At 62.2% G+C, this 14,694-nt stretch carries 15 protein-coding genes; 12 read left to right on the top strand and 3 right to left on the bottom strand.

Translation table 11 applies throughout. From position 1 onward, the window contains the following. The first annotated feature begins 141 nt into the window (after nt 1-141). Both thrS and infC read left to right on the top strand, forming a co-directional pair. Nucleotides 142-2,049, top strand: coding sequence for a threonine--tRNA ligase (thrS, locus tag ACFSQR_RS14750; protein WP_377730691.1), 1,908 nt, complete (start codon nt 142-144; stop codon nt 2,047-2,049). Nucleotides 2,050-2,068: 19 nt separating this feature from the next. Further along, nucleotides 2,069-2,617, top strand: coding sequence for a translation initiation factor IF-3 (infC, locus tag ACFSQR_RS14755; protein ID WP_377730903.1), 549 nt, complete (start codon nt 2,069-2,071; stop codon nt 2,615-2,617). Between the two features lie 58 nt (nt 2,618-2,675). Here the strand turns inward: infC and ACFSQR_RS14760 are convergent, their stop codons facing one another. Continuing rightward, a complete protein-coding gene (locus ACFSQR_RS14760) occupies nt 2,676-2,948 on the bottom strand; it encodes a DUF4242 domain-containing protein (RefSeq protein WP_377730693.1) in 273 nt (90 codons plus the stop codon). 413 nt (nt 2,949-3,361) lie between these two features. Next, entirely contained in the window at nt 3,362-3,733 is a 372-nt protein-coding gene (locus tag ACFSQR_RS14765) for a hypothetical protein (protein WP_377730694.1), read from the bottom strand. A gap of 457 nt (nt 3,734-4,190) precedes the next feature. On the opposite strand from ACFSQR_RS14765, the gene rpmI reads away from it, so the two are divergent. The 8 genes from rpmI to ACFSQR_RS14805 all read left to right on the top strand — a co-directional run bounded on the left by rpmI (nt 4,191) and on the right by ACFSQR_RS14805 (nt 11,633). Then, complete coding sequence (gene rpmI, locus ACFSQR_RS14770) at nt 4,191-4,388, top strand: 50S ribosomal protein L35 (protein ID WP_026354218.1); 198 nt, start codon at nt 4,191-4,193, stop codon at nt 4,386-4,388. Between the two features lie 25 nt (nt 4,389-4,413). Beyond that, nucleotides 4,414-4,776, top strand: a complete 363-nt coding sequence (gene rplT / locus ACFSQR_RS14775; protein ID WP_377730695.1) for a 50S ribosomal protein L20 — start codon at nt 4,414-4,416, stop codon at nt 4,774-4,776. A gap of 104 nt (nt 4,777-4,880) precedes the next feature. After that, nucleotides 4,881-5,897, top strand: a complete 1,017-nt coding sequence (gene pheS, locus ACFSQR_RS14780; protein ID WP_377730697.1) for a phenylalanine--tRNA ligase subunit alpha — start codon at nt 4,881-4,883, stop codon at nt 5,895-5,897. Nucleotides 5,898-5,916: 19 nt separating this feature from the next. Next, entirely contained in the window at nt 5,917-8,340 is a 2,424-nt protein-coding gene (pheT, locus tag ACFSQR_RS14785; RefSeq protein WP_377730698.1) for a phenylalanine--tRNA ligase subunit beta, read from the top strand. A gap of 77 nt (nt 8,341-8,417) precedes the next feature. Further along, a complete protein-coding gene (locus tag ACFSQR_RS14790) occupies nt 8,418-8,765 on the top strand; it encodes an integration host factor subunit alpha (protein WP_377730905.1) in 348 nt (115 codons plus the stop codon). Between the two features lie 6 nt (nt 8,766-8,771). After that, complete coding sequence (locus tag ACFSQR_RS14795) at nt 8,772-9,206, top strand: MerR family transcriptional regulator (RefSeq protein WP_377730699.1); 435 nt, start codon at nt 8,772-8,774, stop codon at nt 9,204-9,206. A 146-nt stretch (nt 9,207-9,352) separates the two neighbouring features. Further along, nucleotides 9,353-9,985: a response regulator gene (locus tag ACFSQR_RS14800; protein WP_377730700.1), complete on the top strand. Its 633-nt coding sequence runs from the start codon at nt 9,353-9,355 to the stop codon at nt 9,983-9,985. 133 nt (nt 9,986-10,118) lie between these two features. After that, a complete protein-coding gene (locus ACFSQR_RS14805; protein ID WP_377730701.1) occupies nt 10,119-11,633 on the top strand; it encodes a CHASE3 domain-containing protein in 1,515 nt (504 codons plus the stop codon). Here the strand turns inward: ACFSQR_RS14805 and ACFSQR_RS14810 are convergent. Further along, entirely contained in the window at nt 11,533-12,342 is an 810-nt protein-coding gene (locus ACFSQR_RS14810; RefSeq protein ID WP_377730702.1) for a Crp/Fnr family transcriptional regulator, read from the bottom strand. The genes ACFSQR_RS14805 and ACFSQR_RS14810 overlap by 101 nt on opposite strands. Before the next feature lie 314 nt (nt 12,343-12,656). Between ACFSQR_RS14810 and ACFSQR_RS14815 the strand changes: the two genes are divergently transcribed. Together ACFSQR_RS14815 and ACFSQR_RS14820 are read left to right on the top strand one after the other, a co-directional pair. Further along, nucleotides 12,657-13,328 (top strand): response regulator transcription factor, encoded by a 672-nt coding sequence (locus tag ACFSQR_RS14815; RefSeq protein ID WP_377730703.1) that lies wholly within the window; start codon nt 12,657-12,659, stop codon nt 13,326-13,328. Beyond that, the gene (locus tag ACFSQR_RS14820; protein WP_377730704.1) at nt 13,325-14,677 is read left to right on the top strand and encodes a sensor histidine kinase; all 1,353 of its coding nucleotides are present in this window, start codon (nt 13,325-13,327) and stop codon (nt 14,675-14,677) included. The genes ACFSQR_RS14815 and ACFSQR_RS14820 overlap by 4 nt, the downstream gene beginning before the upstream one ends. Nucleotides 14,678-14,694: the final 17 nt, after the last annotated feature.

The raw sequence follows: 14,694 nt of genomic DNA on the forward strand, positions 1-14,694 counted from the left end.
CTACAACGCAGTTGTGGGAGCGACGCTAGTCGGCGGTGGGTCTTCTTTGGCTGTTACAAAAGAGAGAAAGCGCGGCTAGTCCGCGTTTTTTTTCGTCCATACATTCCGCATCCAATCCAAGCAGTACAACCGGAGAACACTATGTTGAAAGTCCGACTCCCCGATGGTTCCGAGCGCCCGTTCGAAGGCCCGGTCACTGTCGCGCAGGTAGCTGCCAGCATCGGCACCGGCCTGGCCAAGGCTGCCCTGGCGGGCAAGGTCGACGGCAAGGTCGTCGACACCTCCTTCCTGATCGAGAAGGATTCCGACCTGGCGATCATCACCGACAAGGACCCCGAGGGCCTGGACGTGATCCGCCACTCGACCGCGCACCTGCTGGCGTACGCGGTCAAGGAACTGTTCCCGGATGCGCAGGTGACGATCGGCCCGGTGATCGAAAACGGCTTCTACTACGACTTCTCGTACAAGCGCCCGTTCACGCCGGAAGACCTGGCCGCGATCGAAAAGAAGATGACCGAGCTGGCCAAGAAGGACGAGCCGGTCACGCGCAAGGTGCTGCCGCGCGACGAGGCGGTGGCGTACTTCAAATCCATCAACGAACACTACAAGGCCGAGATCATCGCGTCGATCCCGGCAGGCGAAGACGTGTCGCTGTACAGCGAAGGCGGCTTCACGGACCTGTGCCGCGGCCCGCACGTGCCGTCGACCGGCAAGATCAAGGTATTCAAGCTGATGAAGCTGGCCGGCGCCTACTGGCGCGGCGACTCGAAGAACGAGATGCTGCAGCGCGTGTACGGCACCGCCTGGACCAAGAAGGAAGACCAGGAGCAGTACCTGCACATGCTGGAGGAGGCGGAAAAGCGCGACCACCGCAAGCTGGGCAAGCAGCTGGACCTGTTCCACTTCCAGGATGAAGCGCCGGGCCTGATTTTCTGGCACCCGAAGGGCTGGACCATCTGGCAGCAGGTGGAGCAGTACATGCGCCACAAATACCAGGTCAACGGCTACCAGGAAGTGAAAGCGCCGCAGATCCTCGACCGCACGCTGTGGGAGAAGACCGGCCACTGGGAGAACTACCGCGAGAACATGTTCTCGACCGAGTCTGAGAACCGTTCGTACGCGCTCAAGCCGATGAACTGCCCGGGCCATGTCCAGATCTACAACAGCGGCATGAAGAGCTACCGCGACCTGCCGCTGCGCTACGGCGAATTCGGCCAGTGCCACCGCAACGAGCCGTCCGGCGCGCTGCACGGTGTGATGCGCGTGCGCGGATTCACCCAGGACGACGGCCACATCTTCTGCACCGAAGAGCAGATCGAGCCGGAAGTGACCGCCTTCCACGCGCAGGCGATGGAGGTGTACACCGACTTCGGCTTCGAGAACATCGACGTCAAGATCGCGCTGCGTCCAGACAACCGCATCGGTTCCGACGAAGTCTGGGATACCGCCGAAGAGGCGCTGCGTTCGGCGCTGCGCGCGTGCGGCGTGAGCTGGACCGAGCTGCCGGGCGAGGGCGCGTTCTACGGCCCGAAGATCGAGTACCACCTGAAGGACAGCCTTGGCCGTCCATGGCAGGTCGGCACGATGCAGGTCGACTTCTCGATGCCGGGCCGCCTCGGCGCCGAGTACGTGGCCGACGACAACACCCGCAAGGTGCCGGTCATGCTGCACCGCGCGATCGTCGGTTCGCTGGAGCGCTTCATCGGCATCCTGATCGAGAACTACGCCGGCGCCATGCCGCTGTGGCTGGCGCCAGTCCAGGTTTCGGTCCTGAATATCTCCGACGCCCAGGCCGATTACGTCAAGGATGTGACGGAGCGCCTGCGCAAGGCCGGCTTCCGCGTTCAGGCTGATTTGCGGAACGAGAAGATAACCTATAAAATACGCGAGCATTCCGTCCAAAAGTTGCCATATATTCTAGTTATCGGTGACAAGGAGCGGGACGCCAACACTGTGGCCGTGCGAGCCCGTGGCAATGTCGACCTCGGCGTCATGTCGGTCGATGCACTGCTGGAACGACTCCGTTCGGAGCTCGAAACCAAGGCGTGATATCCTCGCACCGGTAATCATTAAGACTTTTAAAGGAATAACCATAGCTACTGATAAGTCGCAACATCGCATCAATGGCGAGATCACTGCCCCCGAAATGCGTTTGAATGGGGTGGACAATGAACCGCTGGGGATCGTGAGCCTTGCCGAAGCGTTCCGCCTGGCCGAGGAAGCCAACGTGGACCTGGTGGAGATCGCGCCAAACGCGAATCCGCCTGTTTGCCGCCTGATGGACTACGGCAAATTCAAGTATTCGGAGCAGAAGAAGGCCCACGAAGCCAAGTTGAAGCAGAAAATCATCGCCGTGAAGGAAGTCAAGTTCCGTCCGGGCACCGATGATGGTGACTACAACATCAAGCTGCGCAACCTGATCAAATTCCTGGAAGAGGGTGACAAGACCAAGATCACCCTGCGCTTCCGCGGACGCGAGATGGCGCACCAGGACATTGGTTTCCGCATGCTGGAGCGACTGAAAGCCGACCTCGAGCCGCATGGCCAGGTCGAACAGTTCCCGAAGATGGAAGGCCGCCAGATGATCATGGTCATCGCGCCGAAGAAAAAGAAGTAATCCGCTCTGCGGAAGCAGAAAGGCAGGCTGCATAGCCTGCCTTTTTCTTTTTGTGGCGTCAGTGGGCTGTGGCCGGACTGATGACGGCGGTGATGGGAGTGATTTTATCGGCTGGGAAGCCGGTTTTCACCGAGTGCTGCCGGATCAACTCCTCGCTGGGCGCCTCGTACACGCAGTAGATCTTGTCGCCGGCGACGTAGCTGTGATCCCACTTGATGTCCGGACCGAGTTCCGCCAGGACGGCATTGGATTGCCGTGACGCCTCCCTCAGCTGGTCCGCAGTCATCTTCCCGGCACCATCGATTCCTCTCTCGATCAAGTATTGTGGCATGTCGATTCTCCTCGGGTAAATCGCCGCTATGGAGTGGGAAGTCGTGGACGCGGCGGTTTTCGCACGGCGCCTGCCAGTGTACGCCCATGCGTGTTGCGCACGCGTCCAGTGCCGGCGCGGCGTGCGCCGGGGTGTTGTAACTTCTGGTGCTCTTCTGTCAGTGAAGATTATTTGCCTAGCATGGTTACCTTGCAAATATTCTTTACATCACCTCGCCCATCTCCCGGTGGTCTTCCAATTGCACAGAAGGGGTTCCGACATGAAACTGAGCCATCGACCTACCTTTAAAGCGTGAAATCGACAAGCGTCGGCCTCTTCGTTTCTTGAGTATTGCCTCTTCAAAGACGGGAAAGCATCCCGAATGCCACGAACAGCCGCCAGGATACGTTTTCCTTGATGCAGCCTCTCATCCATCAGTCCGGCGCGACGCTAGAGATTGATGTGACCTTCTCCTGCTCAAAGGAAATCACTAATCCTTTCTGTTCGTAGATTGCCGAGACCTGTACCGAGCCATCGTCATACAGGACGGGTTCGTCCCATTTGTCGGGAACTCCAAGAATTCGAACGAGTTCGCCTTCGCTGCACCCGATCAGGTTGATGTTGTTCAGAATACAGTTAGCATGACAAGTAAAGTGAATTACCTTGTCATCTTTCACATAGCATGTACTGTCTGGATCCCGCGCAAAAGCGCGTGCGTCCGAAAACTCATCATAGAGTGCAGGAATTTCAGAGTAACCCAAAGCTAAAAGATCGGTAACGCCCATGCCGAAATGTACGTCATTCACGCCCTCTCCGATCTTTATGATGTGCACCCACTCTATTTCCAATGCGGTTCTCCCTTCGCCTTCTTCTGCGCGATCTCCCTAATAAGCCGTATCTTATCCTCAATCAATTTTTTATTCTTTTTTGGATGTCTGGCCGCCGAGTCGGACCAGATCTGGCCGGAATTGCTGGGGTCGCTGCGCGGCGTCGCCGATGAATATTTGCCGGAATGCGTCAAAATGCAAATTATATTTGTTTGCTTATTTTTCCAGTTCGCGCGCTCCATGTATCCGGACGCCACACGCACGGCCCCTTCGCCGCCTGACCGGCGAGTTAACGCACGGCGGGGCTTTTGTGGTACACTCTCCGGCTCTCGTTCTCACAAGGACGGGATCTGTGAAAGCAGGCATCTAAGAGCAGCAATGGGCTGCCACCTGCAATCCAGTTCATAATGGAGCTGTCCGCCAGGACAGTAATACTATGCCAAAAATGAAAACCAAAAGCTCCGCGAAGAAGCGTTTTCGCGTGCGCCCAGGTGGTACCGTTAAATCGGGTATGGCTTTCAAGCGCCACATCCTGACCAAGAAGACCACCAAAAACAAGCGTCAACTGCGTGGTACCCGTAACATCAATGCGTCCGACGTCACGAGCGTCTACCGCATGATGCCGTCCGCTTAATCTCACATAAACTAAAGGAGCTACAATGCCTCGAGTAAAACGTGGGGTTACTGCACGTGCCCGTCATAAGAAAGTCCTCGACCTTGCAAAAGGTTACCGTGGTCGCCGCAGCCGTGTCTATCGCGTCGCCAAGCAAGCAGTCATGCGCGCTGGCCAGTACGCATACCGCGACCGCCGCAACAAGAAGCGCGTCTTCCGCGCCCTGTGGATCACCCGTATCAACGCCGCTACCCGTGAGCATGGCGTGACGTATAGTGCATTCATGAACGGCATGAAGAAAGCCGGTATCGAACTGGATCGTAAGGTCCTGGCCGATATGGCCGTGATGGACAAGCCTGCATTCGCAGCGATTGTCACCGCGGTGAAAGCAAAGCTCGCTTCGATCTAAAGCCAGCCAAGCTGTAATGCTGCGCCCCGGCGCAGCGTGAAAAGAGCGGGACATCGGTGCAGACCTGTGTCCCGTTTTTGATTTCCCAGACTGGAAAAAAAAGCATGAACTCCCTGGAAGAACTCGTCGTCTCCGCGCAGGCTGATTTCCTCGCCGCCGAAGACGCAGCCGCACTGGAAAACGCCAAGGCCAAGTACCTGGGCAAGACCGGCCAGATCACCGAGCAGATGAAGGGCCTGGGCAAGCTCGATCCGGAGCAGCGCAAGCAGCAGGGCGCCCTGATCAACGCGGCCAAGGAGCGCATCGAGTCCGCACTGACCGCGCGCCGCGACGCGCTGGCGAACGCGCAGCTCGAGCTGCGCCTGAACGCCGAGGCGATCGACGTGACGCTGCCGGGCCGCGGCCGTGCCAAGGGCGGCATCCATCCGGTGATGCGCAGCTGGGAGCGCGTGGAACAGATCTTCCGTTCGATCGGGTTCGACGTGGCCGACGGCCCCGAGATCGAAACCGACTGGACCAACTTCGGCGCCCTGAACAGCCCGGAAAACCATCCTGCCCGTTCGATGCAGGACACCTTCTACATCGAGGGCAACGACAGCACCGGCAAGCCGCTGCTGCTGCGCACCCACACCAGCCCGATGCAGGTGCGCTATGCGCGCACGCACACGCCGCCGATCAAGGTGATCGCGCCGGGCCGCACCTACCGCGTCGACAGCGACGCCACCCACTCGCCGATGTTCCACCAGGTCGAAGGCCTGTGGATCGGCGAGGACATCTCGTTCGCCGACCTGAAAGGCGTGTACCTCAGCTTCGTCAAGGCCTTCTTCGAGACCGACGACCTGCAGGTGCGCTTCCGTCCGTCCTACTTCCCGTTCACCGAACCGTCGGCCGAGATCGACATCGCGTTCGGCAGCGGCCCGCTCAAGGGGCGCTGGCTGGAAGTGTCCGGCGCCGGCCAGGTCCACCCGACCGTGGTGAAGAACTTCGGCCTCGATCCGGAAAAATACATCGGCTTCGCGTTCGGCTCCGGCCTGGAGCGCCTGACGATGCTCCGCTACGGGATCAACGACCTGCGCCTGTTCTACGAAGGCGACCTGCGTTTCCTAAAGCAGTTCAACTAATTCGAGGACAGACAAGACTATGCAATTCTCCGAAAAATGGCTCCGCACGATGGTCGATCCGAAGATGTCTTCGGACGAACTGGCGCACCTGCTGACGATGTCCGGCCTCGAAGTGGAAGAGGTCGAACCGGTCGCGCCGCCATTCAACAACGTGGTGGTGGCCGAAGTCCTCGAAGTGGCCAAGCATCCCGACGCTGACCGCCTGAACGTGTGCCAGGTCGATGCAGGCACCGGCACCATCCTCAACATCGTCTGCGGCGCGCCCAACGTGCGCGCGGGGATGAAGGCGATCTGCGCGATGGCCGGCGCGGTGCTGCCGCCGGGCGCGGACGGCAAGCCGTTCGCGATCAAGGTGGGCAAGCTGCGCGGCGTCGAGTCGCAGGGCATGATGTGCTCGGCCAAGGAACTCAAGCTGTCGGAAGAATCGAGCGGCCTGCTCGAACTGCCGGCCGACGCGCCGGTCGGCATGAACCTGCGCGACTACCTGGCGCTCGACGACCTCAAGTTCACCATCAAGCTGACCCCAAACAAGGCGGACTGCCTGTCGGTGCTGGGCGTGGCGCGCGAAGTGTCCGCGCTGACCGGCGCGCCGCTGTCGGTGCCGACCGCGCGCGCCGTGGCGGTGACCACCGACGAGGTGCTGCCTGCGAAGATCAGCGCGCCGGACCTGTGCGGCCGCCTGACCGGCCGCGTCATCCGCGGGCTGAACGCGAAGGCCGAGACCCCGGCCTGGATGAAGCAGCGCCTCGAGCGCAGCGGCCAGCGCCCGGTGTCGGCGCTGGTGGACATCTCCAACTACGTGATGCTGGAGCTGGGCCGTCCTTCGCACGTGTTCGACCTGGCCAAGATCCATGGCGGCCTGGATATCCGCTGGGGCAAAAAGGGCGAATCGCTCAAGCTCCTGAACGGGAACACGGTCGAAGTCGACGAGTGGGTCGGCGTGATCGCCGACGACAAGGAAATCGAATCGCTGGCCGGCATCATGGGCGGCGACTCGACCGCCGTGACGCTCGACACCACCGACATCTACCTGGAAGCAGCGTTCTGGTGGCCCGATGCGATCCAGGGCCGCGCGCGCAAGTACAACTTCTCCACCGACGCGGCGCACCGCTTCGAGCGCGGCGTTGACTACGCCACCACCGTGGAGCACATCGAGCGCATCACGGCGCTGATCGTCGAAATCTGCGGCACCGGCGAAACCCGCGTGGGTCCGATCGACGACCAGGTCGTGAACCTGCCGGTGCGCACGCCGGTCAAGATGCGCACCGCGCGTGCGCAGAAGGTGATTGGCGTCGAGATCACCGATGCGATCGTGGCCGACATCTTCACGCGCCTGCAGCTGCCGTTCACGATGGAAGAGGGCGTGTTCGCGGTGACCGCGCCGTCCTACCGTTTCGACATCGAGATCGAGGAAGACCTGATCGAGGAAGTCGCGCGCGTGTACGGCTTCGAGAACATTCCGGCCAAGCCGCCGGTCGCGCCGAACAACATCCTGCTCGAGCCGGAGAACACCCGCTCGCTGTTCGCGGTGCGCCACCAGCTGGCCGACCTGGGCTACCAGGAAGTGATCAACATGAGCTTCGTGGAGTCCGCGTGGGAAAGCGACTTCGCCGGCAACGAGGACCAGATCCGCCTGCAGAACCCGATCGCCAGCCAGTTGTCGGTGATGCGTTCGACCCTGATCGGCAGCCTGGTCGCCAACGTGCGCTACAACCTGAACCGCAAGCAGCCTCGCGTGCGCGTGTTCGAAACGGGCGCGGTCTTCCTGCGCAACAAGGACGCCGTGGACGGTCCGCTGTCCGTGGCCGGATTCGACCAGCCCAAGCGTGTTGCCGCGATCGCCTACGGCCCGGTGGCCGACGAGCAGTGGGGCCAGCCGACCCGCAACGTCGATTTCTTCGACGTTAAGGCGGACCTGGAAGCGCTGTTCGCACCGCGCCAGCTGCGCTTCGCCAAAGCCGAGCATCCGGCCCTGCATCCGGGCCGTTCGGCGCGCGTGGAACTCGACGGCAAGGCAATCGGCTGGATCGGCGAACTGCACCCGCGCTGGATGCAGAAGTACGACCTGCCGAATGCGCCGGTGCTGTTCGAGGTGGATGCTGTTGCGCTCCAGCAACGACCAGTCCCGCACTACGAGGAAATCTCCAAGTTCCCCGGCACCACGCGCGATCTCGCGCTGGTGGTCAAACAGTCGGTTCCGGCCCAGGACCTGCTCGACCGCTTCGAAGCGGCGCGGCAGGCCACGGCCGAAGCGCGGATCGTGCAAGCCATTGTTTTGTTTGACGAATATCGTGGCAAGGGACTCGAAGCGGACGAAAAAAGTCTTGCGTTCCGCTTTAGCTTGCAAGATACTCAAAACACTTTGCAGGAGACTATCGTGGAGGCCGTCATGGCCGCGATGGTCAACGCAGCAAGCTTGAGCGGCGCCAAGCCGCGCTCCTGACAACCACGAATAGGCAGGGCTTCAAAATTACTAATAACGACGTGGATTCCACCGTCCTGGCGAACCTGCAGCGCGCCATGCAGGTGTCGCAGGTACGCCAGGCGGCGGAAAAAGAACTCCCGACCTTGACCAAGGCCGAGCTGGCCGAACTGCTGTTCGAGCAGGTCGGCCTGAACAAGCGCGAGGCCAAGGACATGGTCGAGACCTTCTTTGACGAGATCCGCAACGCGCTCGAGCGTGGCGAATCGGTCAAGTTGTCCGGCTTCGGCAACTTCCAGCTGCGCGACAAGCCGCAGCGCCCGGGCCGCAATCCCAAGACCGGCGAGGAGATCCCGATCACGGCGCGCCGCGTCGTGACCTTCCACGCCAGCCAGAAACTCAAGGGCATGGTCGAAGAAACCAACCCGCTCGCCCGCGCTGCCTGATAATCCATGACCGACCGAGCCCTCAAGGCGGAGGCGAAAGCCGCCGTATTGCCCTCGATCCCCGCGAAGCGCTACTTCACGATCGGCGAGGTCAGCGAGCTGTGCGGCGTCAAGCCGCACGTGCTGCGCTATTGGGAACAGGAATTCACGCAGCTCAAACCGGTCAAGCGCCGCGGCAACCGGCGCTATTACCAGCACCACGAGGTGCTGCTGATCCGCCGCATCCGCGAACTGCTGTATGAACAGGGCTTCACCATCAGTGGAGCGCGCAACCGCCTGGACAGCCGCATCAACGAAGTGTCGCTCCAGATCGCCGACGAAGCCATCGAGATGGCCGAGGACATGCAGGCCGCTCCCGCCGTCAGCGATCCGCTGCTTGACCGGGACTTGATTCGGCGCGAACTGACCGCCATATTGGAATTGCTTCAGGGCCGCTCATAAGTCCGCAAGCGCACAATCGAACATGTGTGGCGGCTTGGGAGTGCTAGAATGATAAAGTTGCCAGAGTACCGATAACAACGCATATGCAGTCCGGCTGAATTGCCAGGTCCGGACGCTTTCCTATTCGGGAAAAATTAAGGGAAGATATGATTCGCGTTGCCATTTGTGACGACCACCAGATTGTAAGAGCAGGTTTCAAGCAGATTTTTTCGGAGTCCGAGGACTTCAGCGTTGTCGCCGAAGGCGCCACGGGCCGCGAGGCCCTGGACATCGCACGCCGCGAGATTTGCGATGTGCTCCTGCTCGATATCGCCATGCCCGACCAGAGCGGCATCGATATCCTGCGCACCATCCGCCAGGGGCAGCCGAACCTGCCGGTGCTGATCCTGTCCGGTTATCCGGCGCAGCAGTACGCCCTGAATTTGTTCAAGATGGGTGCCAACGGCTACCTGAACAAGGAATGCGACGCCGACGAACTCAAGACGGCCGTGCGCACCGTGTACCAGGGCCGCCGCTACGTCAGCTCGACCGTTGGCGAACTGCTGGCGCAGAGCTTCGACCGTGATCCGAACACCGCGCTGCACACGGAATTGTCGGACCGCGAGTTCCAGGTCTTCCTGCGCCTTGCCAAGGGCGCGACCGTGTCCGACATCGGCCAGGCCCTGTCGCTGTCGATCAAGACCGTCTCCACCTACCGCACCCGTATCATGGAAAAAATGGGCCTGCAGTCGAACAGCGACCTGACCTATTACGCCATGAAAAACAACCTCCTCGATTAAGGGGAGAGGGACTGCCCCGCTCCGGCCCTGGCCTCTGCGGGCAGCTCCCGGGCAACTCGTTCTGCTTGGCGGCACGCAACACCATCGCGGTCTATAATGATTTGGACGGGCGTTTCGCCAGCCACAGGGAACGATGATGTATCTTTCCACCAAATCGCAAGACCGGCCACGCCTGCCGGTGTACGCCTCCGGCCTGTTGCTCATCTGCGTGCTGATCCTGATTGCCAACGCCGTCAGCCTGTCGATGAACCTGCAGTCGCTGCGCGAGGCCAATGCCGCCCAGGTCACCAACGCGCGCGCAGTCGACAAGCTCCAGTACCTGAATGTCATCGTCACCGATGCCGAGAGCAGCCTGCGCGGATATTTCCTGTCCGGATCGGAAGCCTACCTCGGCCCCTGGCGCGCGGCGCCCGGTGAGATCGATGCGAAATTGCGCGAACTCGACCAACTGCTCGCCGGTTCGCCTTCGCAGAAGCGCAACCTGGCTCAGCTGCGCACACTGCTGACGCGTAAGCTAGCCAACCTGAACGACATCCACGAGGTCTACAAGGTCGGCGGACTGCAGGACATCGTCAAGATCGCCAGCGTCACCGACGACAAGTCGGTGATGGACGAGATCCGCCTGCTCACCGTCATCATGGTCGAGGAGCAGAACGAGCTGATCGCGCGGCGCGGCGACAGCTTCTACCTGGAGTACCGCAACGGCGTGCTGATCGGCATTGGTATCAGCGTCGGCGCAATCCTCGTGCTGCTCTTGTTCTATCGCCTGGTGCAGGACAGCTATTCCAACCGCGTGGAAGCGGAGCGCGCATTGCAGCGTTCGAACGAGACGCTCGAAACGACGGTTGCGCAGCGTACCGAACAGCTGTCGGTGCTGTCGCGCCACCTGATCAATGTGGCGGAAGTGGAAAAAGCGAAGCTGGCGCGTGAACTGCATGACGAGATGGGGGCTAACTTGACCTCGATCAGCATGAACCTGATGACCGTGGCATCCAGGCTCAAGCATACCCACCCGGAACTGGCGGCCACGCTCGAGCATGCCCGTGGCACGCTGAATGACACGGTCGAGCTGAAGCGCCGCATCATCGAGGACCTGCGCCCGAGCCTGCTGGACAACCTCGGCCTGTCCGCCGCGCTGGACGCTTACGGCAAGGATTTCGCGGAAACGACCGGACTGGCTTGCGATGTGCTGGTGGACGGCCCGGTGGACCAGGCTGCACCTTCCAGCGCCATCGCGGTGTTCCGCATCGTGCAGGAGTCGCTCAATAACGTGGCCAAGTACGCCTCGGCACAGCATGTGACGGTGCACCTGGCGCGCGAAGGCGACCTGCTCGCGCTGGAAGTGTCGGACGACGGTGTGGGAATCGACGGCGATGCAGCGGCCAAGCCCAAATCGCACGGCCTTGTGGGCATGCGCGAAAGGGCTTTACTGCTGGGAGGGACCTTCAAAGTCGAGCGCGGGGTGAACAACGTGGGCACTCGGGTGACTGCGCAGGTTCCGCTGGGGAACCGGGACGACGCCGGCGCGGCGCCGTCCGCTGATGCTGTTAGCGGGCTACGTCAGTCAGGAGACGGTCATACTCCGTCTTCGCAACCTTATAGCACTCGCCCGCATACTCTTCCAGACCTCGACGGTCAATTACCGTGATGTTGCCGCGGCGGTAGGTGATCAGGCCATCGTCCTGCAATTTGCCGGCCGCTGCGGTGATCGATTCGCGGCGCACGCCGAGCATGATAGAGATCAGTTCCTGGGTCACCTTCAGCTCGTTGCTTGGCGAGCGGTCCAGGCGGTCCAGCAGCCAGCGGCAGAGCTTTTGCTCGATCGAGCTGTGGCGGCCGCCGACGGCGTTCTGGGCCATCTGCGCAAACAGGGCATTGGTGTAGCGCATCAGCAGCTGGGGCAGGGCGCCGCCCTTGGTGAATGCATCGCGCAGGAACTGGGTCTTGAGGCGGTAGCCGTAGCCCGCGCTCTGCACCACTGCGCTGCACATGGCGCGCTCGCCCATGAACAGGGACACGCCGACCACGCCTTCATGGCCGACCACGGCGATCTCGGTGGTGGCGCCATCTTCCATCACATACACGAGGGAGACGATGGCCGTAGTGGGGAAATACACATATTCAAGCTTGCTGCCGTATTCAAACAGCTCTTTGCCGAAAGGCATGTTGACCAGTTCGAGGTGTTCGAACATCGATTCCAGGTCCTGGCGCGGCAGTGCTGCCAGCAGTTCGTTCTGCTGGGTGCCGCTGTAGCTGACGACAGGTTTGGACGCAACTGCTGGTTCCTGGCTGCCTAGCGGAACCTGTGACACCGAATGATTCTTCTGTGCGGTACCACCGAGTTGTGGGTTGTTCATATTATCCTCACTATCTTTCTAATGTACGTGCGGGACATCAGCTTTCCCGTTGACACGACCAGTCAAACGACCGGGTTTGAAGCGTCGATGTGTGTACATTAAAGCTATAGTCTCTTTGCGAACATAAGATTAGCCGTCGCCCGTGTGTAGGCCCGTCGCATGCTGATTTGTCAGCGTAGTCCTACTGGACAAAACACCATTTTCGTTGCCCCTGCCGCAAGAAAACCACGATTTTTGCCGCTTGAGGCGGCTTGTTCGTAGGAAAGAAAATGTCGCATATAATGCGCTACGCCCCCCTGGACCCGATTAAGCTCATGCAAGTTCTATTAGTGGAAGACGACGCGGTGCTGGCCGATGGACTGAGCCGCGTGCTGGCGGGACACGGGATCGCCACCGATGTTGTGGGTAACGGCCTGGATGCCGACCTGCGCTTGCAGCGCAACGACGTGGCCGTGGCCGTGCTCGACATCGGCTTGCCCGGGATCGACGGATTCGAAGTGCTGCGCCGCCTGCGCGCGCGCGGCAGTACGGTACCGGTGCTGCTGCTGACAGCGCGCGATGCGGTCGAGGACCGGGTGCGCGGACTGGAAAACGGCGCCGACGATTACCTTGTCAAACCCTTTGCCACGCCCGAGCTGGTGGCGCGCATCCGCGCGCTGGCCCGCCGTAACGCGCCGCGGCCGGCCGTGCTGGCGATGGGCGCGCTGTCGCTCGACACCGATGCCAAGCGCGCCCATGCCGCCGGGCGCCCGCTCGACCTGTCCGTGCGCGAATGGGCGGTGCTGGAATACCTGCTGCAGCACCCGCAGCGCGTGGTGTCCAAGCAGCAAATCATCGACGCCATCCTGCCCTGGGGCGACGACCTGACCCAGAACGCGGTCGAAGTCTATGTCTCGCGCCTGCGCCTGAAGCTGCAGGATGCGGGCGTATCGATCCGCACCATCCGCGGATTCGGCTACCTGATCGAGCCGCTGCCCGCCCCATGACCAGCCTGCGCCTGCGGCTGCTCAAGTGGCTGATCGGTCCGATCCTGCTCCTCAACCTGGCCGGCGGCGCCCTGATGTACTTGCTGGCCTGGCTGCCGGCCCAGCAGGCGCTCGACCGCGGCCTGGCCGACAGCGCCGGTGCATTGGCCGCGCGCGTGACCCGTGGGCCTGCCGGACTGGCGATCGACCTGCCGCGCCAGGCCGAGCAGATCCTGCGCGCGGACGACGCGGACGACATTTATTTCGTGGTGCGCAGCGCCGGCCGCACGCTGGCCGGCGACGCCGATTTCCCGGCGCTGCCGCCAGCGCCGCAGGGACGCGCCGGCGCGTTCGACAGCACCATGCGCGGTGCGCCGGTACGCATCGCCGTCGTGGACGTGAACGGGGGCGGGCAGGGCGCCGAGGTGGCGGTCGGCACCACGCTGCGCAAGCGCGAGGAAACCCGTTCCGCCATCCTGCGTGCGCTGGTGCCATTGCAGGCGCTGCTCACCCTGGCCGTCATCGGCCTGATCTGGTTTTCCGTGAGCACCGGCCTGCTGCCGCTGGCGCGGCTGCGTTCCAGCCTCAAGGCGCGCGACGGCGAGGACCTGTCCCATCTCGATCCAGATGCGGTGCCTGGCGAACTGGCGCCGGTCGTGGGCGCATTCAACGAACTGCTGGACAAGGTGGCTGCCGGGGCGCAGGCGCGGCACGAATTCCTGGCCAATGTCGCGCACCAGCTGCGCACCCCGCTGGCCGGCCTGACCTTGCAACTGGAATGGCTGGCCGCGCGCCACGCGTCCGACAGCGCCTCCGCCCATTCGATCGGCCTGATGCAATCGCTGGCCGAACGCATGACGCGCCAGACCAACCAGCTGCTGGCCCTGGCGCGTGCCGAACCCGGCCAGGCCGAGCGCCCGGCGCTGGTGCCGCTCGACCTGGCGGCGCTGGTGGCCGAGCCGGTGCAGTATTTTGTCGAGCGGGCGGCGCACAAGCGCATCGACCTGGGCTTCGAGCTGGAGCCGGCGCAGGTGGCAGGAGACCGCTTCCTGCTGCGCGACCTGGCCGACAACCTGATCGACAACGCGCTGCGCTACACCCCCGAGGGCGGTACCGTCACGGTGCGGGTCGCGCCGCTGCCGGATGGCTGCGCGCTGCTGTCGGTGGAGGATTCGGGGCCGGGCATCGCGCCGGCCGCGCGGGCGCTGGTGTTCGCGCGTGGCGTGCGCCTGAGCGACCAGGTGCAGGGCAGCGGGCTGGGGCTGTCGATCGTGCGCGAGATCGCGCGGGTGCACCGGGCCGGTATCGAGGTGGGCGCGCCGGCCAGTGGCACGGGCGCGGTGTTCACCGTCCGCTTTCCCGCGCCGTAGGGACGGTCCCCGGGAGG

The organism is Pseudoduganella sp. GCM10020061 (genome assembly GCF_042683405.1).
GTDB lineage: Bacteria > Pseudomonadota > Gammaproteobacteria > Burkholderiales > Burkholderiaceae_D > Telluria.